Source organism: Tessaracoccus luoxuelianae (assembly GCF_055326245.1).
Genome location: NZ_JBUZNO010000009.1, coordinates 96,298 through 121,082 on the forward strand (window position 1 = coordinate 96,298; position 24,785 = coordinate 121,082).

Annotated in this window: 26 protein-coding genes and 1 riboswitch; of the genes, 15 read left to right on the forward strand and 11 right to left on the reverse strand. The window is 70.6% G+C overall.

Translation table 11 applies throughout. The features are described 5' to 3' along the window. From ACZK39_RS13820 to ACZK39_RS13840, 5 genes are all read right to left on the reverse strand, one after another. Complete coding sequence (locus tag ACZK39_RS13820; protein WP_182799106.1) at window positions 1-972, reverse strand: ABC transporter ATP-binding protein; 972 nt, start codon at window positions 970-972, stop codon at window positions 1-3. Continuing rightward, a complete protein-coding gene (locus ACZK39_RS13825) occupies window positions 966-2,630 on the reverse strand; it encodes an ABC transporter permease (RefSeq protein WP_463613625.1) in 1,665 nt (554 codons plus the stop codon). Before ACZK39_RS13825 ends, ACZK39_RS13820 begins: the two co-directional genes overlap by 7 nt. Next, the gene (locus ACZK39_RS13830) at window positions 2,609-3,655 is read right to left on the reverse strand and encodes a thiamine ABC transporter substrate-binding protein (protein WP_182799104.1); all 1,047 of its coding nucleotides are present in this window, start codon (window positions 3,653-3,655) and stop codon (window positions 2,609-2,611) included. Before ACZK39_RS13830 ends, ACZK39_RS13825 begins: the two co-directional genes overlap by 22 nt. A gap of 30 nt (window positions 3,656-3,685) precedes the next feature. Further along, window positions 3,686-3,791: riboswitch (TPP riboswitch) on the reverse strand. Between the two features lie 52 nt (window positions 3,792-3,843). Beyond that, window positions 3,844-4,881 carry a DNA integrity scanning diadenylate cyclase DisA gene (gene disA / locus ACZK39_RS13835; protein WP_463613626.1) on the reverse strand — a complete coding sequence of 346 codons (1,038 nt, stop codon included), beginning with the start codon at window positions 4,879-4,881 and terminating at the stop codon, window positions 3,844-3,846. 26 nt (window positions 4,882-4,907) lie between these two features. Beyond that, a complete protein-coding gene (locus tag ACZK39_RS13840; protein ID WP_459056218.1) occupies window positions 4,908-6,593 on the reverse strand; it encodes an ABC1 kinase family protein in 1,686 nt (561 codons plus the stop codon). A 133-nt stretch (window positions 6,594-6,726) separates the two neighbouring features. On the opposite strand from ACZK39_RS13840, the gene ACZK39_RS13845 reads away from it, so the two are divergent. Continuing rightward, complete coding sequence (locus ACZK39_RS13845) at window positions 6,727-7,494, forward strand: HEAT repeat domain-containing protein (protein ID WP_463613627.1); 768 nt, start codon at window positions 6,727-6,729, stop codon at window positions 7,492-7,494. Here the strand turns inward: ACZK39_RS13845 and ACZK39_RS13850 are convergent. The 3 genes from ACZK39_RS13850 to ACZK39_RS13860 are packed head-to-tail and all read right to left on the reverse strand — an operon-like array spanning window position 7,437 to window position 10,625. After that, a complete protein-coding gene (locus ACZK39_RS13850) occupies window positions 7,437-8,561 on the reverse strand; it encodes a HEAT repeat domain-containing protein (RefSeq protein ID WP_463613628.1) in 1,125 nt (374 codons plus the stop codon). The genes ACZK39_RS13845 and ACZK39_RS13850 overlap by 58 nt on opposite strands. Window positions 8,562-8,568: 7 nt before the next feature. After that, window positions 8,569-9,954, reverse strand: a complete 1,386-nt coding sequence (gene radA, locus ACZK39_RS13855) for a DNA repair protein RadA (protein WP_182782165.1) — start codon at window positions 9,952-9,954, stop codon at window positions 8,569-8,571. A 35-nt stretch (window positions 9,955-9,989) separates the two neighbouring features. Beyond that, complete coding sequence (locus ACZK39_RS13860; RefSeq protein ID WP_463613629.1) at window positions 9,990-10,625, reverse strand: VOC family protein; 636 nt, start codon at window positions 10,623-10,625, stop codon at window positions 9,990-9,992. An 80-nt stretch (window positions 10,626-10,705) separates the two neighbouring features. Between ACZK39_RS13860 and ACZK39_RS13865 the strand changes: the two genes are divergently transcribed. Genes ACZK39_RS13865 through ACZK39_RS13875 form a run of 3 tightly spaced genes read left to right on the forward strand, consistent with a single transcriptional unit; the run spans window position 10,706 to window position 13,204 of the window. Next, window positions 10,706-11,518, forward strand: a complete 813-nt coding sequence (locus ACZK39_RS13865) for a sugar phosphate isomerase/epimerase family protein (protein WP_463613630.1) — start codon at window positions 10,706-10,708, stop codon at window positions 11,516-11,518. Further along, a complete protein-coding gene (locus tag ACZK39_RS13870; protein WP_463613631.1) occupies window positions 11,505-12,413 on the forward strand; it encodes a proline dehydrogenase family protein in 909 nt (302 codons plus the stop codon). Before ACZK39_RS13865 ends, ACZK39_RS13870 begins: the two co-directional genes overlap by 14 nt. Further along, window positions 12,410-13,204: a CPBP family intramembrane glutamic endopeptidase gene (locus tag ACZK39_RS13875; protein ID WP_463613632.1), complete on the forward strand. Its 795-nt coding sequence runs from the start codon at window positions 12,410-12,412 to the stop codon at window positions 13,202-13,204. Before ACZK39_RS13870 ends, ACZK39_RS13875 begins: the two co-directional genes overlap by 4 nt. 11 nt (window positions 13,205-13,215) lie before the next feature. Here ACZK39_RS13875 and ACZK39_RS13880 read toward each other — a convergent pair whose 3' ends face one another. From ACZK39_RS13880 to ACZK39_RS13890, 3 genes are read right to left on the reverse strand one after another with little or no spacing between them, the layout of a single operon-like run. Further along, the gene (locus tag ACZK39_RS13880; RefSeq protein WP_182782169.1) at window positions 13,216-13,581 is read right to left on the reverse strand and encodes a fluoride efflux transporter FluC; all 366 of its coding nucleotides are present in this window, start codon (window positions 13,579-13,581) and stop codon (window positions 13,216-13,218) included. Beyond that, window positions 13,578-14,018, reverse strand: coding sequence for a FluC/FEX family fluoride channel (locus ACZK39_RS13885; protein WP_463613633.1), 441 nt, complete (start codon window positions 14,016-14,018; stop codon window positions 13,578-13,580). Before ACZK39_RS13885 ends, ACZK39_RS13880 begins: the two co-directional genes overlap by 4 nt. Continuing rightward, window positions 14,015-14,554, reverse strand: a complete 540-nt coding sequence (locus ACZK39_RS13890) for a universal stress protein (protein WP_463613634.1) — start codon at window positions 14,552-14,554, stop codon at window positions 14,015-14,017. The genes ACZK39_RS13885 and ACZK39_RS13890 overlap by 4 nt, the downstream gene beginning before the upstream one ends. Window positions 14,555-14,671: 117 nt before the next feature. Between ACZK39_RS13890 and ACZK39_RS13895 the strand changes: the two genes are divergently transcribed. The 11 genes from ACZK39_RS13895 (at window position 14,672) to ACZK39_RS13945 (ending at window position 24,498) form a co-directional block, all read left to right on the forward strand. Further along, window positions 14,672-15,691, forward strand: a complete 1,020-nt coding sequence (locus ACZK39_RS13895; RefSeq protein ID WP_463613635.1) for an aspartate-semialdehyde dehydrogenase — start codon at window positions 14,672-14,674, stop codon at window positions 15,689-15,691. Next, window positions 15,688-16,485: a pyrroline-5-carboxylate reductase gene (gene proC, locus ACZK39_RS13900; RefSeq protein WP_463613636.1), complete on the forward strand. Its 798-nt coding sequence runs from the start codon at window positions 15,688-15,690 to the stop codon at window positions 16,483-16,485. The genes ACZK39_RS13895 and proC overlap by 4 nt, the downstream gene beginning before the upstream one ends. A gap of 106 nt (window positions 16,486-16,591) precedes the next feature. Beyond that, the gene (locus ACZK39_RS13905) at window positions 16,592-16,693 is read left to right on the forward strand and encodes a 30S ribosomal protein bS22 (RefSeq protein WP_002550589.1); all 102 of its coding nucleotides are present in this window, start codon (window positions 16,592-16,594) and stop codon (window positions 16,691-16,693) included. Continuing rightward, window positions 16,693-16,992, forward strand: a complete 300-nt coding sequence (locus ACZK39_RS13910; protein WP_463613637.1) for a glutaredoxin family protein — start codon at window positions 16,693-16,695, stop codon at window positions 16,990-16,992. Before ACZK39_RS13905 ends, ACZK39_RS13910 begins: the two co-directional genes overlap by 1 nt. A gap of 15 nt (window positions 16,993-17,007) precedes the next feature. After that, window positions 17,008-18,606: a uroporphyrinogen-III synthase gene (locus ACZK39_RS13915; protein ID WP_463613638.1), complete on the forward strand. Its 1,599-nt coding sequence runs from the start codon at window positions 17,008-17,010 to the stop codon at window positions 18,604-18,606. A gap of 4 nt (window positions 18,607-18,610) precedes the next feature. Then, entirely contained in the window at window positions 18,611-19,273 is a 663-nt protein-coding gene (locus ACZK39_RS13920) for a histidine phosphatase family protein (protein ID WP_182782176.1), read from the forward strand. Further along, window positions 19,270-19,821, forward strand: a complete 552-nt coding sequence (locus ACZK39_RS13925) for a TlpA family protein disulfide reductase (protein WP_182782177.1) — start codon at window positions 19,270-19,272, stop codon at window positions 19,819-19,821. The genes ACZK39_RS13920 and ACZK39_RS13925 overlap by 4 nt, the downstream gene beginning before the upstream one ends. A 41-nt stretch (window positions 19,822-19,862) precedes the next feature. Further along, window positions 19,863-20,573: a cytochrome c biogenesis CcdA family protein gene (locus ACZK39_RS13930; RefSeq protein WP_182782483.1), complete on the forward strand. Its 711-nt coding sequence runs from the start codon at window positions 19,863-19,865 to the stop codon at window positions 20,571-20,573. Further along, a complete protein-coding gene (resB, locus tag ACZK39_RS13935; protein WP_182782178.1) occupies window positions 20,543-22,132 on the forward strand; it encodes a cytochrome c biogenesis protein ResB in 1,590 nt (529 codons plus the stop codon). The genes ACZK39_RS13930 and resB overlap by 31 nt, the downstream gene beginning before the upstream one ends. Continuing rightward, window positions 22,129-23,040, forward strand: a complete 912-nt coding sequence (gene ccsB, locus ACZK39_RS13940; protein WP_370585694.1) for a c-type cytochrome biogenesis protein CcsB — start codon at window positions 22,129-22,131, stop codon at window positions 23,038-23,040. Before resB ends, ccsB begins: the two co-directional genes overlap by 4 nt. A 3-nt stretch (window positions 23,041-23,043) precedes the next feature. After that, on the forward strand, window positions 23,044-24,498 hold the full coding sequence (locus ACZK39_RS13945; RefSeq protein ID WP_182782179.1) for a GerMN domain-containing protein: 1,455 nt from the start codon (window positions 23,044-23,046) through the stop codon (window positions 24,496-24,498). Window positions 24,499-24,785 lie beyond the last annotated feature (287 nt).

Here is a 24,785-nt window from a genome sequence, read left to right on the forward strand (position 1 = left end):
TCAGGCCGGGGTGACGGCGCCGCCGATGAGGCGAACCCGCACCGTCGGCTCGTGGATCCGATCGGGCGAGGACACGGTAGCCCGCTGGCCGTCAGGGAGGCGCACCCCGATCTCGACGTCGTCGACGGTGTACCCCTGATCCACGACCTCCACGTCCACGCCCGAGTCGTCCAGCACCAGCGAGCTCGGCCCCACGCCGAGCACGAAGCCCACCGGCAGCGAGCCGTGCCATCCCAACTCCCGCGCCTGGTGCTCGGTCACGAACGCGCGGTAGCCCAGGAACGCCGCCACCTGTTTGGAGGAGGGCGCGCTGCGCAGCGCCTCGGGGTCGGCCATCTGCAGGAGCCTGCCCTCGTGCAGCACCGCCACCGAATCGGCGATGGTGTAGGCCTCCTGATGGTCGTGGGTCACGTAGACCGCGGTGGTGTGGGTTTCGCGCAGAATCCTGGCCAGGTCGTCGGCGAGGCGACGGCGCAGCCCGGTATCCAGCGCAGAGAGCGGCTCGTCAAGGAGTAGGGCGCGCGGCGACGGCGCCAACGAGCGGGCCAGCGCCACCCGCTGGGCCTGGCCCCCGGACAGCTCGGTGGGGCGGCGCTGCTCGTAACCGGGCAACCCCACGAGCTCCAGCATCTCCGCCACCCTCGCGCGCTGTTCCTCGCGTGCCAGCCGCCCCAGCCCGTAGGCGATGTTCCTGCCCACCGTCATGGTGGGGAACAGCTGCGCGTCCTGGAAGACGAGCCCGAAGTTGCGCTGGTGCACCTTGGTGCCGGCGAGATCCTGCCCCTCCCAGGACACCGAACCGGCCACGAGCGGCTCGAGCCCCGCGATGGCGCGCAGGAGGGTCGACTTCCCGGACCCCGACGGCCCCAGGAGGCCGACCACGCTTCCCCGCGGCACGGCCACGGATACGCCGTCGACCGCGACCGTGTCGCCGTAGCGCACGACGGCGTCTCGAACCTCGAGTGCTACCACGTGGCTACCTCCTTCGGCCGCACGCGTTCCGCGAGCGCCATGGTGATTCCCGCCAATACTGCCAGCAGCACCGAGGCGGCCAGGGCGAGCCCGTAGTTCTCGACGCCTGGGCGGCCGAAGGCCCTGAAGATCAGCACGGGCAGGGTGGGGTTGTCGGGACGCGCCAGGAAGGAGGTGGCCCCGAACTCGCCCAGCGACGTGGCGAACGCGAACCCGGTGGCCAGCCCGAGCCCGCGCGCCAGGTGGGGCAGCTCGATCCGTCGCAGCACCTGGAGCGGCGTGGAGCCGAGTGTCGCGGCGGCCTCCAGTTGCCGGGGATCGATGGCGCGCAGGGTGGGCAGCAGCGTCCGCACCACGAGGGGGAGGGCCACCACAGCCTGGGCGATGGGGATCAGCACGATGCTCGAACGCAGGTCCAGCGGCGGCCGGTTCAGCGTGATCAGGTAGCCGAAGCCGACGGTGACCGCGGAGACCCCCAAGGGCAGCAGGAACAGCCCCTCCAGGGCGGCCAGGGCGTGACGGCCGCGTCGGCGGCGTGGGCGCCTCGAGGCCACCAACGCCACGAGCATGCCGAGCGTCAGGGCGATGGCGGTGGCGCTGAGCGCGGTCAGGACGGTGGTGCGGAGCGCACCCCACACCCCGGCCCCGGGTCCACCGGCGTCGGTCAGGAGCGCGAAGTTGCCGAGGCTGAGCCTGCCGCCGACATGGAGCGAGCGCCAGAGGAGGTTGGCCAGTGGAAGGCCCAGCAGCACGACGGCGACGGCCAGCGTGAGCGCGGCCGCCGGCCAATCGGCGCGAAGCGCCAGCGGGCGGGCCGTCACCACGTCGGGCTGCAGGCGCAGCGCCCGCGTCATGCGGGCCTGCGCCCGGGCGCTGAGCCAGAGTGTCGCGGTGACGATCACGAGCTGCGCCACGGACAGGGCCGCCGCCGCCGGGAGGTCCAGCAGTTGAGTGGTGAGGAACCAGATCTCCGTTTCGATCGTGCGGAACCGGGTCTCGCCCAGCACCATCACGATCCCGTAGGAGGAGGCGCTGAACAGGAACACCAGCGAGGCCGACGACAGCAGCGCGGGCGCCAGGGTGGGGAGGGTCACCGTCACCAGCACCCGCGCCGGGGACGCGCCGAGGGTGGCAGCGGCCTGCGTGAGCCGGGGGTCGACGCGGGCCCAGAAGGTACCGACGGTGCGCACCACCACCGAGTAGTTGAAGAAGACCATCGCGGCGAGGATCGCGGAGGCGGTCCCGCCGAGGCCCAGCCAGCCGAGCAGCCCGTCGGGGCGCAACAGCGACCCGAACGCCACGCCCACCACCACCGTCGGCAACACGAAGGGGATGGTCACCAGCGCGCGGAGCGTGTCTCGGCCGCGGAAGCGGCGACGGTACAGCAGGTGCGCGCCGGGAAGACCGAGCGCGAGGCAGAGCACCGTCGATAGGGACGCCGAGCCGAGCGTGAAGCCCACTGCCCCCCACGTGCGGGGGGAGCCGAAGACCGACGCGAAGCCCTCAAGCGTCCAGGCCGAGCCGTCGTGGAGGCCGCGGGCGACGAGGCTGGCGGCCGGCCACGCGAAGAAGACGGCCAGGAAGGCGGCCGGCACCCCCGCCGCGACCGTCCAGCCCGCCCACCAAAGCCCGCGGCTCAACTGGTGGCGTCGGTCCACGCCCTGATCCACTCGTCGCGGTTGGCGCCGATCTCGGACTGCGGGACGTCGATGGGCTCGTCGGGGAGCACCGCGAACTTCTCCCACTGCTCGGGGAGGGGAGTGCCAGGGACGACGGGGAACATGTAGAGGTTCTCGGGGATCGCGGCCTGCACCTCGGGGGTGAGCAGGAAGTCGATGAACTTTCCGGCCCCCACCGCGTTCTCAGCCCCGGCGATCACGCCCGCGTACTCGACCTGCCGGAAGCAGGTCTCCAGGAGCGCGACGGTGGTGGACTCGTCCCCCGCGACAGTGAAGGCCGGTGAGGTGGCGTAGGACAGCACGAGGGGCCGTGGGCCCTTCCCGTCGGCGCCGGAGAAGTCCGTGTAGTAGGCCTCCGTCCAGCCCGAGGCCACCTTGGCGCCGTTGTCCATCAGCGCGCGCCAGTAATCCAGGTAGCCGTCGCCCTTGGCGCCGACCGTGGCGATGAGGAAGGCCAGGCCCGGCGACGACGAGGCCGGGTTCGTGACCGTCAGCAGGTCCTTGTAGGCGGGCTCGGCCAGGTCGTCGAGGGTGACCGGTAGGAGGAGGTCGTTGGCCTCGAACCAGACGGTGTCGGCGTTGATGCAGACGTCGCCGTAGTCGAAGGGGGTGAGGTCCGTGGCGAGGAACTCCTCGGGCAGCGACGCGGATGCCGGGGAGGTGTAGGGGGCGAGGACCCCCGCCTCGGAGGCCCGCGACGCGAACGTGTTGTCCACGCCCACCACCACGTCCCCGAGCGGGGAGTCCTTGGTGAGGATCAGCTGGTTGACCAGGGCGCCAGCGTCGCCCGGGGTGGTGTAGGTGACCTCGTAGCCGGTCTCCTCGGCGAAGCGGGCCTTCAGCTCGTCGGGCAGGGTGAAGGCGTCGTGGGTGAACACGGTCAGTGAGCTGGTCTCGGTGGTGGTGGCCGTCGGCGCTCCGGTGGTGGCGGGCTCGCCGCCTGCGCAGGCGCTGAGCGCCAGGACGGCTGCCCCGGCTGCGAGGGCGCGGCTGGTGCTGATCATGGTGGTTGTCTCCTTTCGGAGGCTCGGCCGGGCCGAGGAGATCTCACTCCCTACGCCGGTGCTAACCGGATCAGGTTTGAGGGTCTGCGGACTTCCCGCACTCTCAGCGCCCCGTGGCGCTCCCCTGTGTTGCCCCCAGCCTATACCGGCGGCAGGGGGCTCCTCCACTGGTCCGCGGCCGTGTGCAGTCAGTTGATCTCGGCGATCCTCGACATCGCGTCGCGGACCTGGCGTGCCCGCAGCTGCCCGATGCCCTCCACCTCGAGCAGCGCGCTCAGCGGGGCGGCGAACAGTTCCTGGATGGTGAAGCGGTCCACGAGCCTGGTCACCAGGGGCGCCGGCAGGCGCCCCACCTTGGTCAACAGGCGGACACCTCGTGTGGCGACCGCCTGCTCCATGTTGGGGTTGGGCCCGAAGCCGAGTCGCTGCGCGACCAGCGCCCCACTGAACAGCTCCTCGGTGGAGAAGTTGTGCAGGCGGGCCAGATCGAACTCGGCGGGATCCCCCAGGTTGTGCGCGTAGTCCTCCGTCAGCAGATCGGCCACGCCGTCGAAGGCGGAGGCGAGCTCGGCGTGCTGCATCGCCACCATCCGGCCCTCGACCCCCAGGACGTCGGCGTGGAACTGCATCTCCGAGGACAGCCGGCGGGTCAGCTCCAGGCGGTGGACCACGTGGGCGAGATCGCGCAGGGTCACCTGCTCCCCGATCTCCAGGGCCGTGAACTGATCCATCAGGTCACCCAGCCGGGCGACCACCCGAGACAACGTGGCCAGCGTCTGGTTCGCCCTGCTGATCACCTGGGAGACGGTTTCGACGACGTGGCGCCGGCCGTCGAGGAAGAGCGACACGGTCGACATCGAGGCCGACACCGTCACCACCGGCACCCCGGCGGCCTGCGCGGTGCGGTCCGCCGAGCGGTGCCGGGTTCCGGTCTCCGCGGTGGGCAGGTCACCCGCCGGCACCAGGTGCACCCCGGCCGCGATGATCCGGGTGAGGTCCGTGGAGAGGATGATGGCGCCGTCGAGCTTGGCCAGCTCGCGCAGCGCCTGCTCGGTGCATTCCACGCCGATCTGGAACCCGCCCGAGCACACCTGCGTCACCTTGGAGTTGTTGCCCAGCACGATCAGCGCGCCTGTGTGACCCAGCAGGATGCGGTCCAGTCCGGCGCGCAGTGGAGTGCCGGGCGCGAGGAGCTTCAGGTAGCGGCGAACGGTGGACTTGGCCAACACACCTCCTTGTGGATCAGCCCAGTCTAGGTGCGCGAGGGGCCACCCGCGTCGTCGGAGAGGCGAGCCCTCCGGTCGGTCCGCTTGACCGTGCGGCGGAAGGGCCGATCGTGCCACAGGATGGTGGCCACCATCACGAGGCCACCGACGGCGGCGAGCAGGAAGAAGACCATCCCGAGCGCCGGGTATCCGAGGAGCCGCGGGCCGACGTCGGCGAACATCAGGAGGGCGGCCGCGATCGTGATGGCCGCCAGGATGAGGGCCGTGGACAGCCGGTTGGCCACCTGCTGCAGCACCATCAGGACGCGGTTCTCGTCGAAGGCGTTGACGGTGAACGCCAGCTCCCCCTCCGTCAGGGAATCCAGCAGGCGGTTGGCGCGGCGGGGGAGCCGCTCCAGGAACTCCTTGCCCTCGATGGTGCCGAGCAGGGTCTGCCCGGCGCTGGGCTTCAGGCCGGCGGTGAGGATGGTGGGGAGGTTTGCCTGGATGGCCTCGATGGGGGTGAAGCGCGGGTCCAGGTGCTGCGTGGCCTGGTCCAGGTTGAGCAGTGCCTTGGCCACCAGGGTCATCTCCGCGGGTGGGCGGAGGCCGTGCACGCCGGAGACGCGGGCCAGCTGCATCAGCACGCTGCCCGCCTGGAGGTCCGCTCCCATGGACAGCGTCGCCGACACCAGGTGCGAGACGTCGTCGCGGAAGGCCGCCGCGTCGTACTCGTCGGTGGGGTGACCCATGTCGGCCAGGATGGTCGCGGCGCCCTCGCCGTCGCCTTCACCGATGGAGACCAGCAGCTTGACCATGGCGCTCCGGAGCCGCCGTGGAAGCCGCACCACCATGCCGACATCGAGGATCGCCACCCGATGATCCGGCGTGAGGAACAGGTTGCCCGGGTGAGGGTCGGCGTGCAGGATGCCGTCGATCAGCATGGCGCTGAGCATGAAGCGGAACAGGGAGGCGGCCAGCCGGGCGCCGTCGACATCGAGCATCGCCAGCGGGCCGACGTCCGTGATCTTCTTGCCTGGGACGAACTCCATGGTCAGGACGTCGTCGGTGGAGTAATCCGCGATGTAGGCGGGCACCACGAGGTCCGGTTCGTCCTCGACGAGCTCCAGGAAGGTGTCGAGGTTGGCGGCCTCCTTGCGGTAGTCCAACTCGTCGGCCATGGACCGGCGGAACTGAGCGAGCATCTTGGCCGCCCCCAGGCGGGGGCCGATGGCGGTGTTGGCGTCGGCGAAGTCCGCCAGCTCGGCCAGCGAGGCCAGATCGCTGCGCACGCGTTCCCGGACGCCCGGACGCAGCACCTTGACCACCACGTCGCGGCCGGTGCGGGTGACGGCCCGATGGGCCTGGGCGAGCGAGGCTGAGGCGAGCGGGACGTCGTCGAACTCCGCGAACAGCGTCGAGACGGGGGCGCCCAGGGAGTCCTCGATGCGCTGCCGGATCTCCTCGACGGGGACGGCATCGACGTTGTCCTGCAGCCGGGTGAGCGCCTCGGTGTAGGAGGTGGGCAGCAGGTCCTGGCGGGTGGACAGCAGCTGGCCGAACTTGATGAAGGTTGGTCCGAGCTTCTCCAGCCCCTCGGTGAACTTCACGGCGTCCTCGGCCTGTGTGGCGTCGGGGGACTCGCCGGGTAGCGGAGAAGCGTCGGTGTTGAACGCCTTGAGGTGCCGGATGAGCAGTCCGCCGAGCTGGGTCATCATGGCGAGGTCTGGCATTTTTCTCCTGAGAGCGGTGGTCTGGCTCCACGCTACTGCTGACTGGCCCCCCGGTCGGGGTGAACCGGCTACGGAATCCTCCGTCAGCGAACCGTTTTGACCTTCACGCAGCGTCAAGGATTAGCGTCGAGCCATGACCGATGTTCAGACACTTATCCAGACCCTCGCCAGCACCGATGGCACCGCCCGGCGCCACGCCGCCCTCGCCCTGGGTGCCACGCGGGACGCCGCGGCCGCGCCGGCCCTCCTGGATCGGCTGCGGATCGAACGCGACCCCCGCGTCCGCGAGGACCTCACCTGGGCCCTTGTCCAGCACGCCGAGGAGGCGGAGGCGGACCTGCTGGCCATGCTGACCAGCCCGGAGGCGGACCAGCGACGCGCCGGTGCGCACGTGCTCAGCAAGATCGGCGACCCTGCCCACTTCGAGAGCCTCCGTCCGCTCGTCGGCGACGAGCACGCCGACGTGGCGATCAAGGCCTACCGCGCTGTGGCCAACACCGGGCGCCACGAGGCGGCCGGTGTGCTGGCCGAGCGTCTGGGCGACGGTGATGCGCTGCAACGCGACGCCCTCACCACCGCGATGCACCGCCTGGGGGAGAAGGCCGTTCCCGCGCTGACGGCCGCCCTCGGTGATCCCGACGCCGAGGTGCGGGCCCACGCCGCGGAGGCGCTCGGCCACCTCGGCGGACCGCATGCCGACCCAGCGGTGGACGCCTTGGAGACCTCCGCCGGCGACGGCGACGCCACCGTCGCGCTGCATGCGGTCTCTGCCCTGGGGCAGCTCAGCGAGGTGTCCGACGGCGCCCTGGCGCGTATCGCCGACGGCGGTGACGCACTGCTCGCTCAGGTGGCTGGTCGCTTCCTGGCCGCCCGTTCCGAGTCCGCCAAGGCGAAGGCCTGACGGTCCGCCATGAGGCGCCGGGCGAGGAGCCGGGCGCGCTGATCCGGTGAGTCCAACTCACCCGCGACGGCGCGCCCGGCCTCCTGACCGTCGATTTGACCGAGCGCCAGCAGGGCCGCGAAGCGCACCTCCCGGTCCGGGTCCGAGAGGAGGGCCGCCAGCGCCCCGACGCTCGCGGGCGCCCGGATCAGGCCCAGCGTCTCGGCCGCCAGCGCCCTGACCAATGGCGCGGGATCCGACGTGGCTGCCAGAAGCGGCTCCACCGCGCCCGCGAGGCGGGCCAGCGAGGCCGCGACCTCATCCCTGACGGCGGCTCTGGGGTCTGCGAGGGCCCCGATCAGCGCGTCCACCGCGCCAGGCCCGGCCACCTGTCCCAGGCTGAACGCGGCCTTGGCCGCCACGGTGGCGTCCTCGTCTTCCAGCAGCGCGGCCAGCATCGACACCGCCCCCGGGTCCCGGAGCTTGCCCAGGACGTGCGCCAGGGACAGGCGGGCGTCCCGGTCTCCGGTGGCCAGGGCCTCGCTCAGCTTGGCCGACGAGCCCTGCCCGCGTTGGGTGATCGCCCAGGTGGCGGCCTCACGGACGCCGGGCTCCGGATCGCTGCGCAGGATCTCGACGAGGTCCTCCAGGGGGGCGGCCTCGTGGCTGGACAGCGCCGCTCGGAAGCGGACCGCCGCATCCGGATGCCGTAACCGTTCGCTCAATGCGATGGCATCCAGCACCTCGTCCCAGCCGGCCTCGGCCGCCGTCGTCAGCCCCCTCAGCCTGGCGAGCAGCTCCTGCTCGGCCACGATCCTGCGCTCGAGAGCCTCGACGTGCTGCTGGAGGAGGGTCGCGGCGTCGAAGGCCGGATCGTCCAGGGCGCTGCGCACCTCGGTGAGTGAGAGCCCGAGCGACTTGAGGTGCGCGATGGCCAGGAGCCGCACGAGGTCCTCATGGGAGTACAGCCGGTAGTCACCCGTCGACCGTTGGCTGGGGACCAGCAGGCCGAGCTGGTCGTAGTGGCGCAGCGTCCGGGGCGACAACCCCGTGCGCCGGGCAATCTCCCCGATCCGCAGCGCCTCCACCTCGGCCTCAACCCTGCCCGGAGACGTGAAGGGCCAGCGTCTCGATCGCCTCCGCCAGAGAGCCCACCTCGGTCACCTTCAACCCGCCTAGCCGGGGGACCTTGACCGTCACGTCCCGTGAGCCCCTCGGTACCAGGGCGAGCTCGAAGCCCAGCCTGGCCGCCTCGGCGAGCCGCCGCTCCACGCCCGGCACCCTCCGCAGGTCACCCGCGAGTCCCACCTCGCCCAGCGCGATCAGCCTGCGTGGGTACTGCCAGTCCACGGCGGCCGAGGCGATCGCGATCGCGGCTGCGAGGTCCAGAGAGGGGTCCGTGACCCGCGCCCCGCCGACGGTGGAGACGTAGACGTCGTGCTGGGACAGCGGGAGGCGAACCTTCCGCTCCAGCACCGCCAGCACCATGGCGATCCTCGAGCTGTCCAGGCCGTGGGTGGTGCGCCGCGGGGAGGACTGGTAGGGCGACGGCGCCACCAGCGCCTGGATCTCGGCGAGCAGCGGCCTCCTGCCTTCCATGGTCACCGTGACGCAGGTGCCCGGCGTCGGCTCGTTGTGCTCTGTGGTGAACAGCCCGGACGGGTCCGGTACCTCGACGATGCCCCTCTCGCTCATCTCGAAGCACCCCACCTCGTCCGCGGGGCCGAAGCGGTTCTTCGTGGCCCGCACCATCCGGAACCCCGAATGCCTGTCCCCGTCGAAGGTGAGGACCACGTCCACCAGGTGCTCGAGGGTGCGCGGGCCGGCGATGGCGCCGTCCTTGGTGACGTGTCCCACCAGGATCACGGCCATGTCCTCGCGCTTGGCCACCCTGCCCAGCGCGCCCGTGACCTCCCGCACCTGCGCGGGGCCGCCGGGCGCTCCCTCGGCCTCAGCCGTGGCGATGGTCTGGACCGAGTCCACCACGAGCAGGCTGGGACGGACGCTCTCCACGTGGCCGAGCACCGTGCCCAGATCCGTCTCGGAGGCCAGGTAGAGCTCGTCCGCGACGGATCCCGTGCGCTCGGCCCGCAGCCGCACCTGGGAGGCCGACTCCTCACCCGAGATGTACAGAGTGCGCTGTCCGGACCTTGCCCACTTGGCCGCCACGTCCAGCAGCAGCGTGGACTTGCCGACCCCGGGTTCGCCTGCCAGCAGAATCACCGATCCCGGCACGATGCCGTCGCCGAGCACCCGGTCCAGCTCGGCGATAGTGGTGAGGCGTCTCTGGGCCGTGTCCGTGGGTACCTGCGAAATGGGCACGGCCGCGTCCATGGGAACGGAGGACGACACCTGCTTCAGCTTGGGTGCCCCGCGCTCGGCCACCGTGCCCCAGGCCTGGCATTCACCACACTTGCCGACCCAGCGCACGCTCGTCCATCCGCACTCGGTGCAGTGATAGGTGTCCTGCTTTTTTGCCACGCTGAGAGCTTAGGTGCCCCCTCCGACACATCGGGTCAGATGGTGACGGTGCCCTGGGGAGTTTCGAACGTCACGTTGGAGATTCCGGGCGTGCCGTGCGGGGCCACGAGGTCCAGGCTGATGCCGTCGATCTCGTCGGCCACCGGCATCGCCAGCCACTCCGAGAGGCGATCCGCGGAGCCCGAGATCTGCAGCGACGTCAGGCGCACCTCGCCGCGGAGCGCGGCAGGGCGGAGCGAGTCGTCGCTCTTCCACTCAAGGAAGTACGGCAGCTGCGGATCCGCGATGAGACCGCGGATCCCGATCTGGACCCACTCCAGACGGCGTCCGTCCGGGAAGTGGCGCAGACCTGGCACGGCGGAGCGGTTGAGGCGCTGCTCGTAGGGCGCGATGTCCGGAACGCTGATCACCCAGCCCATCCATCCGCCGCCCATCTCTGAGCGGGCCCGAACGGCCTGCCCGAAGGCGGCCTTGTCTGCGGCCGGGTGGTCCAGGACCTCGACCACCTCGATGTAGCGGGCGTCAGCCAGCGGGATGATGTGGTTGCGGGTACCGAAACGCGGATGGAAACCGCCGTCCTTGTACTCCGTACCCAGTGCATCGGCGAGCCGCGATGCCTCAGCCTTGAGGCCGTCGAGGCCTGTCGCAAAGATCAGATGGTCGACGTGCATGGGCCCATTCTTGCCCTGACCAGTGCTAAACAACTAATCGGGCTCAGCCGGTCCGGGGCTCCGGCGGGTAGTGTTGCGGTGTGTCCACGTCGAAGGTCCTGCTCTCGACCACCTCCGTCTTTCCGGAGGCTTCTGCCAGCGCGTTCGAGCTGGCCGCGTCGCTCGGCTACGACGGCGTCGAGCTCATGGTCGGCGTCGATGCCCTCTCCACCGATGTCGACGCCGTCGAGAAACTCTCCGCCTACCACGGGGTGCCCGTGCTGTCCGTGCATGCCCCCACCCTCCTGGTCACCCAGAGCACCTGGGGCTCGGACCCGTGGGACAAGCTGAGGCGCTCCGGTGAGGCGGTGCAGCGTCTCGGCGGAGACACCGTCGTGGTCCACCCGCCGTTCCGCTGGCAGCGCGAGTACGGCGCCGAGTTCGTGACCGGCATCAAGCGCCTCAACGCGGAGTCCCCGGTGAAGTTCGCCGTCGAGAACATGTACCCGTGGCGGACGCCCGCCGGCCACTTCCAGGCCTATCTCCCCGGCTGGGACCCAACTGTCTATGACTACGACCACCTGACGCTGGACCTCAGCCACGCGTCCACGTCGCAGCGCCAGTCGCTGGACCTCATGCACGCGTGGGGGGATCGCCTGGCTCACGTGCATCTCACCGACGGTCGAGGCTCCCTCAAGGACGAGCACCTCCTGCCGGGGGAGGGCGATCAGAACGCGTGGACCCTCGTGGAGGAACTCGCGGCACAGGGGTTCCCGGGCCACATCGTGCTGGAGATCTCCAGCCGCCGGGCGCGGTCGCGGCACGAACGGGAGGAGATGTTGGCGGATTCGCTGGCCTCCATCCGGAAGGTGCTGGCGAAGGGCTCTGCCAGGAGGGTCGATGTCGCGTCTTAACAGCGCGGTACGGGGTGTGATCAGGTCTCGGCGGGTGCAGGAGTCCGCCATGGCCTCCGGGGCGGCGCTGGATTTCGCCAGCTCCTACGTGGCGGGTGAGGGCATCGACGACGCGGTGGCCGTGACGCGGCGGCTCCAGGGGCAGGGGCTGCTGGTATCGCTGGCCTACCTTCCCAGCTCCGACGACGAGGCGGAGACCACGGACATGCTCTGCCGGGCCCTGGACGCGCTGGGGGAGGGCGCCGAAGGCGTCGAGATCTCCGTGAAGCCGTCCTCGCTCGGACTCCGCGACAGTCCAGCCAGCGCCCGCGCCCGCCTCGAGGATCTCTGCCGCGTCACCACGGCCAGCGGTGCCGTCGTCACCCTGGAGATGCAGGGCACCGAGGGATACGACGAGACCCTGCGGCTGTGGAGCGCCGCCCGCGCCGGCTGCGACCGGATCGGGCTGACCCTGCCCGCCGACATCCGGCGTTCCGAACGTGACCTGGAGCGGATCGGCGCCGACGGGGCACGGGTGCGGCTCTGCGTCGGGTCCTATCCGGTGCCGAAGGCCGAGGGCTACCGCCATGAGCACGAGAAGTCGTTGGCACTGGTGAGGTGCGTTCGCCGCGCCATGGAGGACCACGCCTACGCCATGGTGGCGTCCCACGACCCGACGATGATCGCCATCACGCAGGACCTGGCCCGACGCAACGCCGTCGGCCGGGACGGCTTCGAGTTCCAGATGTTCTACGGCGTCCGCCCGCTCGAGCAGCGGCGGCTCACGGACATCGGCTACCGCTCCCGCACCTACGTGCCGTTCGGGCCGGCCTGGTTCGAGTACCTCACCACGCGGATCGCCGCCCGGCCGAGGACGCTGTACAGCTACCTGCGGGCCATCTCGGACAAGCGGTGACGGCGCCCTCGGCGCTCGCGGTCGAGCCGTCCACCCGCCGCCTCCTGCGCACCGAGATGGTCATCGTGCTGCTGCTCTCGCTGGGGCAGTCGGCGATCTACGCCCTGCTCTCGATCATCGAGAAGCTCACCAGGCCCATCCCGCTCAACCAGCAGACCACCTCCATCAACAACAGCGCGACTCCGGACAGGCCCTGGCTGGACCTCGCCTACCAGCTCGCGTGGATGACGTTCCCGCTGGTGCCGGTGGCGTTGGCGCTGTACCTGCTCGCCACGCAGCACCGCCCGGAGGAGGGGCCCTGGCGCGTGATGGGCTTCGACCTGCGGCGCCCCGGCTTCGACCTGGCCTGGGGGTTGGGCGTGTTCGCCGTGATCGGGGTCGCGGGGCTGGCGTTCTACGTGTTCGCCGTCGAGATCGGCATCAACACCCAGGTGAGCACGGCCAACCTGGCCGCGAACTGGTGGACCGTTCCCGTGCTTGTGCTCCGGGCTGTGATGAACGGCGTGCTGGAGGAGGTGCTGATGATCGGCTACCTCTTCACCAGGTGGGCCCAGACGGGCGGCCGGATGTGGGTCATCGTCGTGGTCAGCGCCTTCATCCGCGGCGGCTACCACCTCTACCAGGGCTTCGGCGGCTTCGTGGGCAACCTGGTGATGGGCCTGGCCTTCGGATGGCTGTACCTGAAGATCAGGCGCGTGATGCCGCTGGTGATCACGCACTCGCTGCTGGACATCGTCGCCTTCGTCGGCGCCCCCCTGCTGCCCGTACTGCTCGCCTGGATCGGCCGCTGACCCTCTGGCGCTCAGCGGATGGCCGCGCCGACGGCCAGGCCGATCAGGGCGGCCGCGACGCTGAACAGGAGCATCGCGACCCCCAGCGCCACCGCTGCGGGGGCGCGGCCCACGCGCACCACGCGCACCAGCTCGACGCTGGCGGTGGAGAAGGTGGTGAAGCCGCCCAGGAAGCCGATCCCCGCGACGGCGCGCACGGCCTCGGCCCCACCGGCGGCCCACCCCGTCACGACGCCCAGCAGGAACGAGCCGGTCACGTTGATGATGAGCGTGGCGGTGGGTAGCGAGCGGCTCAGCCTTGCCGTGATGACCCCGTCGAGCATGAAGCGTGCCGCCGCGCCCAGGCCGCCGACCAGGGCCACCCAGAGCGGAATCATGCCCGCCGCCCAGCCGCGACCGCCCGGCGCACGAGCGCCATCGATGCGCTGGCGGCCAGGAACCCGACGGCGACGCTGGCACCGGCATAGGCCATGGCCAGGGGCAGGTCTCCACCGCGTCCCAGCGCGACCGCCTCCAGGATGAAGGTGCTGTAGGTGGTGTAACCGCCGAGGAGCCCGGTGCCCAGCGCGAGCTGCAGCGCCCTCCTCCGCCCGCTGTCAGCCGTCACCAGGGCAAGCGCCTCGAGGAGGGCGCCGAGGATCAGCGCGCCCGAGACGTTGATGGCGAACGTGGCCCACGGGAACTCGCCGGCGCCCGCCCCGAAGGCGGACTCCAGGGCGGACCGTAGCGTCGTGCCGGCCGCGCCGCCGAGGGTGACCAGACCGAGGAGGGAGGGCCGCAGGTAGGCGGGCAGCGACGAGGAGGGTGGGGTCACCGCCACTCCAGCGGTGTCTTCCAGTCCACCACCGAAGTGGGCACCGTGAGCACCGGGCGGTGCTGGTGGTGGACGAGGTGCGTGCCGACGGCGGCGTCGAGCAGGCCATGGAAACGGCCGCTCCGCCCGGGACGCCCGGTGCCGACGACGATCACCGCTGCGTCGACCGCCCTGGCGAGATGGGTCAGCGCCCGATCAGCGCGGCCGGCCAGATACCGGAACTCCCAGGGCACATCGCTGCCGGCCATCGATTCCCCGACCGCGGCCAGCAGCGTCTCCTGGCGCCGCCGCCACTCCTCGTCGTCGGACATGTCCGGGTCCATGTCGCTGTGCTCCACGGTGCCATCGGGGAACTCACGTTCGACGACCCGGCCGGGGTCCGCATAGGCGCAGTACAGGACACCTCCCTGCGCCCGGGCCAGCTCGGCGGCGGTCAACAGCACCACCTCCGGCTGCTCCGGCGTCACTCCGACGACGACGCAATGGTTGCTGAACGGCGTGATGCGCGACGGATGCGGTTGGGGAACCTGCTTCATCGTCGACCTCTTCTCTCAGACCCGACGAGGCGAACACTACCCAGTGGACAGGCGGGAATGGCGAGGCACTGGACACGACATGTCGCGCTCAGGCGGTGTCGTCGTAGACTTCCGCCCATGCGTGTTGGAGTCTTCGGCGCGACCGGGCAGGTGGGCGGCGTCATGCGTCGCCTCCTGGCGGAGCGCAATGTCCCGGTTGAGCAGATCCGCTACTTCGCCTCGGCGAGGTCGGCGGGCAGGGCGCTGCCCTGGGGTGCGGGAGAGGTGTTCGTCGAGGACATCGAGACGGCGGACTTCGCCGGCCTGGACGTGGCCCTGTTCTCGGCCGGTGGGTCGACCTCGAAGCTGTGGGCGCCGCGCGTGGCCGAGGCCGGCGCCACCGTCGTGGACAACTCGTCGGCCTGGCGGATGGATCCGCGGGTCCCGCTCGTGGTCTCCGAGGTCAACCCGGAGGACGTCGGGCAGGCCGAGCTCGGCATCATCGCCAACCCCAACTGCACCACGATGGCCGCCATGCCGGTCCTCAAGGCACTCCACGACGCAGCGGGCCTCGAGTCGCTGCAGGTGACCACCTTCCAGGCCGTCTCCGGGTCGGGAGTGAAGGGCGTCGAGGCGCTCGCCTCGCAGCTGGGCCAGATCGAGGACCCCCGCGTCCTCGCCCACGACGGCGCGGCATTCCACCCATCAGATGTGGCCCCCTATGTCGCCCCCATCGCCTACAACGTGGTGCCGCTGGCCGGCAGCCTCGTCGACGACGGCGAGGGTGAGACGGACGAGGAGAAGAAGCTGCGCAACGAGTCCCGGAAGATCCTGCACCTGCCGCAGCTGCGGGTTGCCGGCACCTGCGTGCGCGTCCCCGTCTTCTCTGGCCACTCGCTGTCGGTGCACGCCCGTTTCGCCGCGGACATCACCCCCGAGGAGGCCCGCGCGGCGCTGGCGAAGGCGCCGGGAGTGACGCTCGTGGATGTGCCCACCCCGCTGCAGGCCGCGGGCGCTGACGCCTCGTTCGTCGGCCGGATCCGTCAGGACCAGAGCGTGGAGGGCAGGCGCGGTCTGGTGCTGTTCATCAGCAACGACAACCTGCGCAAGGGCGCTGCCCTCAACGCCATCCAGATCGCTGAGCTGCTGATCCGATGAAGCTGACTCTGATCGGCGCAGGGGCGATGGGCGAGGCGCTGCTCGCGGGATGGCTCGCCGCAGGGCATCGGCCGGCGGACCTCTCCGTCGTCGAGCCCTCCGCGGAGCGGGCCGCCGCGGTCACCGCCGCACACGGGGTCCGGGCGGTCCCGCTGTCCGAGGCCGCCGTCGCCGATGTGGTGGTGCTGGCGGTCAAGCCTCACCAGATCGACGGGGTGCTGGAGGAGCTGTCGAGCCGCATCGAGGTGCGGGGGAACGTGCCACTGGTGGTCTCGATCGCCGCCGGCACGCCGATCGCGCAGCTCGAGGCCGGCCTGCCCGAGGGGGCCGCCGTCGTCCGCGTGATGCCCAACACGCCCGCTCTCGTGGGGCAGGGGATGGCCGGGGTGGTGCCCGGGCACCACGCCTCGGCGGAGCAGGTTGAGGCGGTCTCCGCGCTGATGGACGCGGTTGGACGCAGCATCGTCATTCCGGAGACCCAGATCGACGCGCTCACCGCCGTCTCAGGCTCCGGCCCGGCCTACCTCTTCTACGTGGCGGACGCGATGATCGAGGCGGGGGTCCACCAGGGCCTCACGCGCCAGCAGTCAAGCGATCTGGTGGTGCAGACCTTCGTCGGATCGGCCGCCCTGCTCGCCACAGGGTCGCGGGCCGTCGAGCTGCGCGAACAGGTCACCTCGCCCGCCGGCACCACCGCCGCCGCGCTCCGCGTGCTGGATGATCGCGGGGTCCGCGCGGCGTTCCTGGCGGCGATGGAGGCCTGCGCCGAGCGCGGCCGCGCCATGGCCCGCTGAGAGGGATTGGTCGATACTCCCCAAGAGCGGTTAAGATTCAGAGTCTGGCCCAACGTGGCCAGGCACATCGAAGGCACCCGGATCATCCGGTAATGAAAGGCACACAGTGGGCTCTGTCATCAAGAAGCGTCGCAAGCGCATGGCCAAGAAGAAGCACCGCAAGCTCCTGAAGAAGACCCGCATCCAGCGTCGTCGCGCCGGCAAGTAGTGGCAGCACCCTCACGGGTTCTGCTGCTGACCCGCTCCGGATGCCACCTCTGCGTGGATGCCGAAGCGGTCGTGCGCAGGGCCTGCGAGGACCTCGGGGTGGCCTGGCGTGCCGTGGACATAGATTCCATCGGCTCACTCCAGGCCAGATTCACAGACCATGTGCCCGTCACATTCGTGGACCGGGAGCTACTCAGCTACTGGTTCGTCGACGACGACGCACTGCGTGTGGCTCTCGCCTCGCGCACTCCCCGGGACACGCCAGTCGATTGGATCTCGTCGCTCGCCGACCAGCCCTGAACGGAAATGATCGAAGTGACCGATTCCCTGGAACCGACCTCGCCGGCAAGTCCGCCGGAGTTCGAACCGACCGGTGGGTCGGTCACGTTCGTCGGCTCGGGCCCCGCTGACCTTGGTCTACTCACGCTGTCCGGGTCGCGGGCGATGCGTTTCGCGGACCTCCTCATCGTGGACCCCGCCGCGGACGTTGAGCAGATCAAGGCCATGGTTCCGGCGCACGCCGAAGTGCGGCTGGCAGGGGGAGACGACGAGGTGGCCGAGATCCTCGGCGCCGTCGCGCGGGGGCGTCGCGTGGTGCGGCTGCACGCCGGGGACTACTTCACCGATGCCGACGCCGGTGGCGTCCTTCCGGAGGTCCTTGCCACGGCCGGCATCCGCGCGAACGTGGTGCCTGGCGTCAACCGCTGGAGCGCCGCGCTGTCGTTCGGCGGCGTCACCGCCACCTCCGCGTTCGCCGCCCTGGACGCCAGGGTGGAAGTCCCACACATCGATGACTGGCCCTCGGCCAAGACGCTGATCGTGCGCGCCGCCGGTTCCCTGGCGCGCGCCGTGGCCGAGCAGGCCGCCACGCGGTACGGGCGCGACGGGCAGTGCCTCAGCCTCGTGGGTGTCGGCACGACGGCGCAGGTCAGCGAGGTGCTCACCTGGGGTGAGGTGGACCACGTCGACGCCGCCGAGTGCTATTTCATCGTCGGGCCCGGGATCGAGGAGGCGCGCCGCCAGCGCTACGCCTGGTTCGAGGGCAAGCCTCTGTTCGACTGGCGGGTCATCGCCCCCCGAACCAAGGACGATCTGTCCTCGCTCACCGAGGAGCTGGCGCACTACGGTGCCGCCACCGAGCTGGTGGCCACCATGTCCATCGAGCCGCCCCGCACCGAGCAGGGCATGGAGAAGGCCGTTCGCGGGCTGGTGGACGGCCGCTACCTGTGGCTGGTGCTCACTTCGCCGCACGCCGTCGCCGCCATCGCCGAGCGGCTGACTGAGTACGGCCTGGACTCCCGCGCCCTGTCCGGGATCAGCCTCGCCGCCGTCGGCAGGGGCACGGTGGAGGCGCTCGGCCGGCTGGGCCTGGTGGCGGACCTCACCCCGGTCGTCGAGAACACCACCGGCGCGCTGGCCAACGAGTTCCCCGCCTACGACGATCTCATCGACCCACTCAACCGGGTCCTGGTGCCTTCGGCCGACGTCTCGGTGGAGCCCCTCCTCGTCGGTCTGAGCCGCCTGGGCTGGGAGGTGGAGGAGGTCACCGCCTATCGCACGGTCCGGGCCGCCCCGCCGCCGCCTGAGGTCCGCGACGACATCAAGACGGGCATGTACGACGCCGTCGTCTTCACCTCCGCCACGGCCGTGCGCAACATGATCGGCATCGCCGGGAAGCCGCACCCCGCCACGGTGGTGGCAGCGATCGGCCCCGCCACCGCCGCGGCCTGCGAGATGCACGGGCTCCGCGTGGACGTGATCGCAGACGCGCCCACCTTCGAATCACTGGCTGAGGCGCTTGCCCGCTTCGCGGACCGCAGGCGCGCGGATCAGCTGGCGGCCGGTCTCCCGGTCAGCAAGCCCTCGCAGCGCAAGCGCCGCAAGCGGCGCAAGGTAGTTGCCCCGGCAGACTAGGGTGATGGGCGTGGCAGACGCAACGATCGTGCACGTCATGCGGCACGGACAGGTGGAGAATCCCGGCGCCGTCCTCTACGGGCGCCTCCCTGGCTTCGGGCTCTCAGAGCTCGGGCAACGGATGGCGGCCCGGATGGCGCAACACTGGCGAGACGTGCCCTTGACCCATCTGCGCTGTTCGCCCCTCCAGCGTGCGCAGGAGACCATGGCTCCCACCGCCGCACTCTTTCCCGCGCTGGACGTCACCACAGACGAGCGGGTGATCGAGGCAGACAACAAGTTCGAGGGCATGGTGTTCGGCAAGGGGAACCGCGCACTTCGGGACCCCAGGATGTTCTGGCACATGCGCAACCCTCTGCAGCCCAGCTGGGGCGAGCCGTACACGCAGGTCGTCGCCCGGATGAGGGCCGCCATCTCCGATGCCGCCCTCGCCGCCGGGCCCGGCGGCCAGGCGCTCGTGGTGAGTCACCAGCTGCCGATCTGGATCGCCCGAAGCGACGCGGAGGGCCGGCCGTTGGTCCACGACCCGCGCCGCCGGCAGTGCACCCTGTGCTCCGTGACCAGCTTCACGCTCCGCGACGGCGTCGTGACGGCGGTGGACTACGCCGAGCCTGTCGCGCACCTCCTGCCCGCCGTGCGTGGTCGGCGGTTCAAGGTCGGCACGTGAGGCTTCTCCTCGTCGCAGGGGCCGCCACCGTGCTCCTGGCGGGCTGTGGTGCGCAGGGGTCCTCTGACGGAGTCGGCTTCGAGGGCGGCGACGGCACGGTCACGATCGTGCCCGCAGAGGCGCGCCAACCGGCGCCCACGCTCGCCGGGACGGCCCTCGACGGGACTGAGGTCTCGACGGCGGACCACACCGGGAAGATCATCGTGGTCAACGTGTGGGGGTCCTGGTGCGCCCCGTGCCGGGCCGAGGCGCCCGAGCTGGTGGAGGCCGCACGGGAGTTGGGCGAGGACGTCTCCTTCATCGGCCTCAACACCCGTGACCTCGATGTGGCCCCGGCGCAGGCCTTCGAACGGGCTTTCGGCCTCACCTACCCCAGCATCTTCGATCCGGACGGTGAACTGCTGCTCGGATTCGGGCAGCTGCCTCCCAAGGCCATCCCCAGCACCGTGGTCATCGACTCCGAGGGGCGTGTCGCGGCCCGGGTGCTGGGTGAGGTGGACGCCACCACGCTCACGGGTATCGTCGCCGATGTGGAGGCCGGCGGGTGATCCTCCTCGAGTCCTGGGCGGGGACGGCTCTGACGTCGTCCATGCTGGTGGCCATCCCGGTGGCGATGTTGGCCGGGCTGGTGTCGTTCGCGTCCCCCTGCGTGCTGCCGCTGCTCCCCGGCTACCTGTCCTACGCCTCCGGCCTGGGCTCGGCCCAGATCACGGGAGGAACCGCATCCAGGCGGCTCCTCGTGGGTGGAACACTCGGCTTCATTCTGGGTTTCTCAATTGTCTTCGTCCTCACCGGTGCTCTCATCGGGGGCGTCGGGGCCGCCCTGCTGACCAACGCCAGGGCCATCACGGTGGCGCTCGGCGTGATCATCATGGTGCTCGGCGCGGGGTTCGCGGGCTGGCTACCGGTCCCCAGCGGATGGCGCCCGAGCGTGGCGCCCAGGTTCGGGGTGTGGGCATCGCCCCTCCTGGGGATGGTCTTCGGGTTGGGCTGGACGCCGTGCATCGGCCCCGCGCTCTCGGTGGTGTTGACCCTGGCCCTCAACGAGGGGTCTGCGGCCAGAGGCGGGATCCTGGCCTTCGCGTATGCGCTTGGCCTGGGCATCCCCTTCCTCGCCTTCGCCGTCGCGTTCACCGCGCTGGCGCCCCGCTTCGAGTGGATGAAGCGCCACGGGCAGCTGCTCCAGCGGCTGGGCGGCGTCGCGATGATGGTGGTGGGTCTCGCCATGGTGGTGGGTTGGTGGGACGCGCTCATCGCGGTGCTGCGCCAATGGGCTTCGAGCTTCGGGACCATTCTGTGACGGAGGGATCGCGCAAGGCGCTGGGCCCGGTGGAGCTGGTGAGATGGGCTTGGGGGCAGTTGACCTCGATGCGGACCGCCCTCATGATGCTCTTCCTGCTGGCCCTGGCCGCCATCCCGGGCTCCATGATCCCCCAACAGAGCGCCTCCCCTATCTCAGTGCTGGACTTCAAGCGCGCCAACCCGTTCTGGGACTCGATCTTCGAGCCATTGGGGTTCTACGACGTCTACACCTCGCCTGCCTTCTCGGCCGTCTATCTGCTTCTCTTCGTCTCGCTGATCGGATGCATCCTCCCGCGGATCAGCAAGTACCTGGACGCTGTGCGCAAGCCGCCGCCGTCGCTGCCCGCGCGGATCGAGAGGCTTCCCGCCACCGGCCGTGGCACCCTCGAGGCGCCCACCGCTCAGGCGCTCGACGCCGGGGAACAGTGGTTGCGGTCCAAGCGGTACCGGGTCCGGCGCTTCGATGACGGGCTGTCGGCCGAACGCGGCTACATCCGCGAGGCCGGCAACCTCATCTTCCACATCTCCCTGGTGGCGATGCTGATCGGCATGGCCTGGTCCAACCTGTGGGGATTCCACGGCACCGTCGTCGTGGTCGAAGGCCGCGCCTTCGCCAACGTCATCACCCAGTACGACGACTTCACCTCCGGCTCCCTGGTGGACACCGACGGGCTGGAGCCCTTCTCGGTCGGCATCGAGCAGTTCCGCGTCGCCTTCGAGACCGGTGAGGTGCAGCGGGGGGCGGCCCGTCAGTTCGACGCGGACGTGGTGCTGGAGGATTCCTCCGGCGCCCGCGACGCGCTGCTGACAGTCAACGAGCCGCTCATCACCAGCGGTGGGACGCAGGTCAACCTGATCGGACACGGCTACGCACCCGCCTTCACGGTCACCGACGGCAACGGTGACGTGGCCTTCAGCGGCCCGGTGGTCTTCCTGCCCCAGGACGGCAACTTCGCGTCGGTCGGCGTAATCAAGGTGCCCGACGCCCGCCCTCAGCGGTTGGCGTTCGAGGCCTTCTTCTTCCCGACGGCCGTGCTGGACGAGACCGGCCCCCACTCGGTCTTCCCCGACGCGCTCAGCCCGGAGGTCTACCTCAACGCCTGGTCCGGGCCCCCCGCGGAGGAGACCGGTGTTCCCGAGAGCGTCTACACATTGACCACCACCGGCCTCGCCCCCGTGCCGGGAGACGACGGAGAGGTGCTGCGGGCCAGGATGCTGCCGGGCGCCGGATTCGCGCTGCCGGACGGGCTGGGATCCATCAGTTTCGACGGCTGGGACCGCTGGGTGAAGCTGCAGGTCAGCCAGACACCAGGCAACACCATGACGCTCATCTCGCTGATCGTGGGGGTGGCAGGCCTGTCGGTGTCGCTCATCGTCCGGCCCCGTCGCCTGTTCGTCAGAATCGTCGACGGCGAGGCGCTCGCAGGTGGCCTGGACCGCGCGGACGCGGCCAGCGGACTCGACGACGAGGTGGCCGGCGTGTTGGCCTCCGTGACAGATCGTGTGCACAATGGGGGCGCGCCCAGCCAGCAGATGAAGGAGGGACCCGAGACGTGACGTTGTCCGAATGGTCCTACACCGCGATGGTCTACGCGGCCGTCGGGTACCTCCTCGCCTTCGCCCTCCACGCGCTGGAGTGGGCGTCGGCCCGAGGGCTCGCACCCGTCAGGCCAGCCGATGGTTCCGAGGACACCCAACGCACGAGGGTGGACCTGTGGGGGCGGTTGGCGGTAGCAGCCACAGTGATCTCAGCCCTGCTGCACGTGGGCGCGGTGGTCCTGCGCGGTGTCGCCGCGGAGCGCCCACCGTGGGGCAACATGTACGAGTTCGTCACCTCCGCCCTCGCGTTCGCGGTGATCATCTACCTGTTCTGCGTCGCCCGTTTCGGCATGCGCTGGCTCGGGCTCGGGCTCACCCTGCTCTTCACGGTCGGCCTCGGCCTGGCCGTGACCCAGTTCTACGTCGAGGTGTCGCCGCTGGTGCCCGCGCTGCACAGCGTGTGGTTCGTCATCCACATCGTGGCGGCAGCCATCTCCGGCGCGGCGTTCAACGTGGGAGCCGTCGCGTCCGCGCTCTTCCTCGTCCGAGACGCAGCGGAGCGGCGGGCCGCCGCCCGGGGGACCGTGATCAGCGGCTACCTCGCCAAGGTGCCCACCGCCCAGAAGCTGGACCTGATCTCCTACCGCCTGCACGCCTTCGCCGTGCCGTTGTGGACGTTCACCATCGCCGCGGGCGCCATCTGGGCGCAGTACGCGTGGGGACGGTTCTGGAACTGGGACCCCAAGGAGACGTGGTCCTTCATCACCTGGATCGTCTACGTCGCCTACCTGCATGCGCGCGCGACGGCCGGGTGGCGAGGCCGCCCCGTCGCCATCATCGCGCTCCTCGGGCTGGTCACCTTCTGGTTCAACTTCATCGGGGTCAACCTCCTGTTCAGCGGCCTCCACTCGTACGCGGGCATCTGAGCCGTGGCGTCTGAGGAGGACCTGGACTGGCTCGTCCGGGTGTACGAGGAGCAGGGTGCCACCCTGCACCGTCTCGTCGTGCTCCTCGACGCCGAAGAACAGTCCGGGCGGATCGTGCGCAGCGCTCTGCTGGCCCTCCACCGGCGGGGTCACCGGCTCATCGATCCGGTGGAGCGCGTCGAGTTCCTGCACGAGCACGTGGTCCACCTTGCCCACGCCGTCCGGCCCGCGCAGGCGCCCATCCAGCTTCCAGACGTCGCGGAGGCCAGGCAACAGGAGGTCCTCCGCGCCATCTCGGCGATGCCCCCGCGGATGGCCGAGCTCCTCATCGTCAGCCACTACCTGTCCGTCTTCGGCCCCGAGCTGGCCGGAATCATGCGGATGTCGGTGCGTGGGTGCAACCAGCGGCTTGAGGTGGCGTTGGAGACGCTGCGGGCCCGCGTGGGCGACCCTGCGCCGGGAACCTTCCCCGGAGTGCTCGAGTCGCTGTCCCAGGAGGTCACGGCCGCACTCCGGTCAGCCGCCCGCCTCGTCCAGGCGCCTGGAACCGACACCCTCGAGGGTGAGCTGCTGAACCTGACCTCGCTGCGCACCTCGGGCCTCGGCCCGAAGGTGGTGGCGCTGATCACGATGGTGGCCGTGCTGTCGGGCCTGGGGCTGGCGGCGCTGACGCGCCCCACCGCAGCCACCACCGAGGCCGGCTCCCCGGCCCCCACAGTGTCCCCGACGGCGGCGGCCGCCGCGTCGCTGCCGGCGCAGGTCCGAGGCGTTCCGCTCTACTACGTGGACCGCCAGGACGGGAAGCTGTTCCAGGAGCTCCGGGATCTTCCAGCCAGCCCCAACCTGGTGGAGGGTGCGCTCACGGCGCTCCTGACCCTCGCGCCGCTTGATCCCGACTACGAGTCCGCCTGGGGTCCCGGCCAGCTCATCGGCACCGAGATGTCCGGGGAGACGCTCATCGTGGATCTCTCCGGCGATGCGTTCGCGGACCTGACCTCCCCGGAACTCACGGCCAGGGCCCGCAACCAGGTCGTGTACACGGCCTCGGAGATCATGGGGGACCCCGAGCTGAGGGTCCAGTTCCTCTCTGACGGCGGACCGCCCCCCGCGGAGCTCATCAGCGAGGCCGGCTTCACCCGCACGGGACTCGGCCCGATGCCGTCGCTGTGGATCACCTCACCGAAGAACGCCGCCCGGCTCGCGCCCGGACCGGTGGTGATCGTCGGCACCGTCAAGCCCGGCTGGGGAGTCCCGGTGGTCCGCATCACGGACATCGACACCGACCGGGTCGTGGCCGAGACCTCCGCTCAGACCTCGACCGGCGTGAACTCCGACGGCTGGCGGGTGTGGTCGGTCAGCCTTCAGCTGCAGCCGGGCGACTACGATCTGAGCGCCAGCGTGCGCGGCGGTACCCCTCCGACGGTTTCCTCGGAGAACAAGTCCATCCGCGTTCGCTAGCGCGGCCCGAGCCCATCGTCCCCTGAGGAGGGCCGCCCCCGTAGCGGTGGCCTCCCTCCTGCTCCCTGAGGAGGGCCGCCCGCGGAGCGGCGTGGCCTGTCTCGAAGGGTCGTGACTGCCACCTTCTCGCGGATCTCGTTGTCGGGTGCGGTGAGCCGGGAGTCGATGCCCGGGCGGCCGTTGTCCATGGTCTCGATGTTCCGGTCAGCCGGGTCGGTGGTCGGGTGGTGAGGCCGCCCGGGCCTCGTCTCCCGTCTCCCCGCACTCGGTCCTCATGTGGCGTTGCC

Excerpts from the sequence above, each read along its gene's own strand:
- ACZK39_RS13830 (WP_182799104.1), bottom strand. The coding sequence starts at position 3,655 with ATGATCAGCACCAGCCGCGCCCTCGCAGCCGGGGCAGCCGTCCTGGCG.
- ACZK39_RS13840 (WP_459056218.1), bottom strand. The coding sequence starts at position 6,593 with ATGCCAGACCTCGCCATGATGACCCAGCTCGGCGGACTGCTCATCCGG.
- ACZK39_RS13845 (WP_463613627.1), top strand. The coding sequence starts at position 6,727 with ATGACCGATGTTCAGACACTTATCCAGACCCTCGCCAGCACCGATGGC.
- ACZK39_RS13860 (WP_463613629.1), bottom strand. The coding sequence starts at position 10,625 with ATGCACGTCGACCATCTGATCTTTGCGACAGGCCTCGACGGCCTCAAG.
- ACZK39_RS13870 (WP_463613631.1), top strand. The coding sequence starts at position 11,505 with ATGTCGCGTCTTAACAGCGCGGTACGGGGTGTGATCAGGTCTCGGCGG.
- ACZK39_RS13880 (WP_182782169.1), bottom strand. The coding sequence starts at position 13,581 with ATGATTCCGCTCTGGGTGGCCCTGGTCGGCGGCCTGGGCGCGGCGGCA.
- ACZK39_RS13890 (WP_463613634.1), bottom strand. The coding sequence starts at position 14,554 with ATGAAGCAGGTTCCCCAACCGCATCCGTCGCGCATCACGCCGTTCAGC.
- ACZK39_RS13895 (WP_463613635.1), top strand. The coding sequence starts at position 14,672 with ATGCGTGTTGGAGTCTTCGGCGCGACCGGGCAGGTGGGCGGCGTCATG.
- proC (WP_463613636.1), top strand. The coding sequence starts at position 15,688 with ATGAAGCTGACTCTGATCGGCGCAGGGGCGATGGGCGAGGCGCTGCTC.
- ACZK39_RS13920 (WP_182782176.1), top strand. The coding sequence starts at position 18,611 with ATGGGCGTGGCAGACGCAACGATCGTGCACGTCATGCGGCACGGACAG.
- ACZK39_RS13930 (WP_182782483.1), top strand. The coding sequence starts at position 19,863 with ATGCTGGTGGCCATCCCGGTGGCGATGTTGGCCGGGCTGGTGTCGTTC.
- resB (WP_182782178.1), top strand. The coding sequence starts at position 20,543 with ATGGGCTTCGAGCTTCGGGACCATTCTGTGACGGAGGGATCGCGCAAG.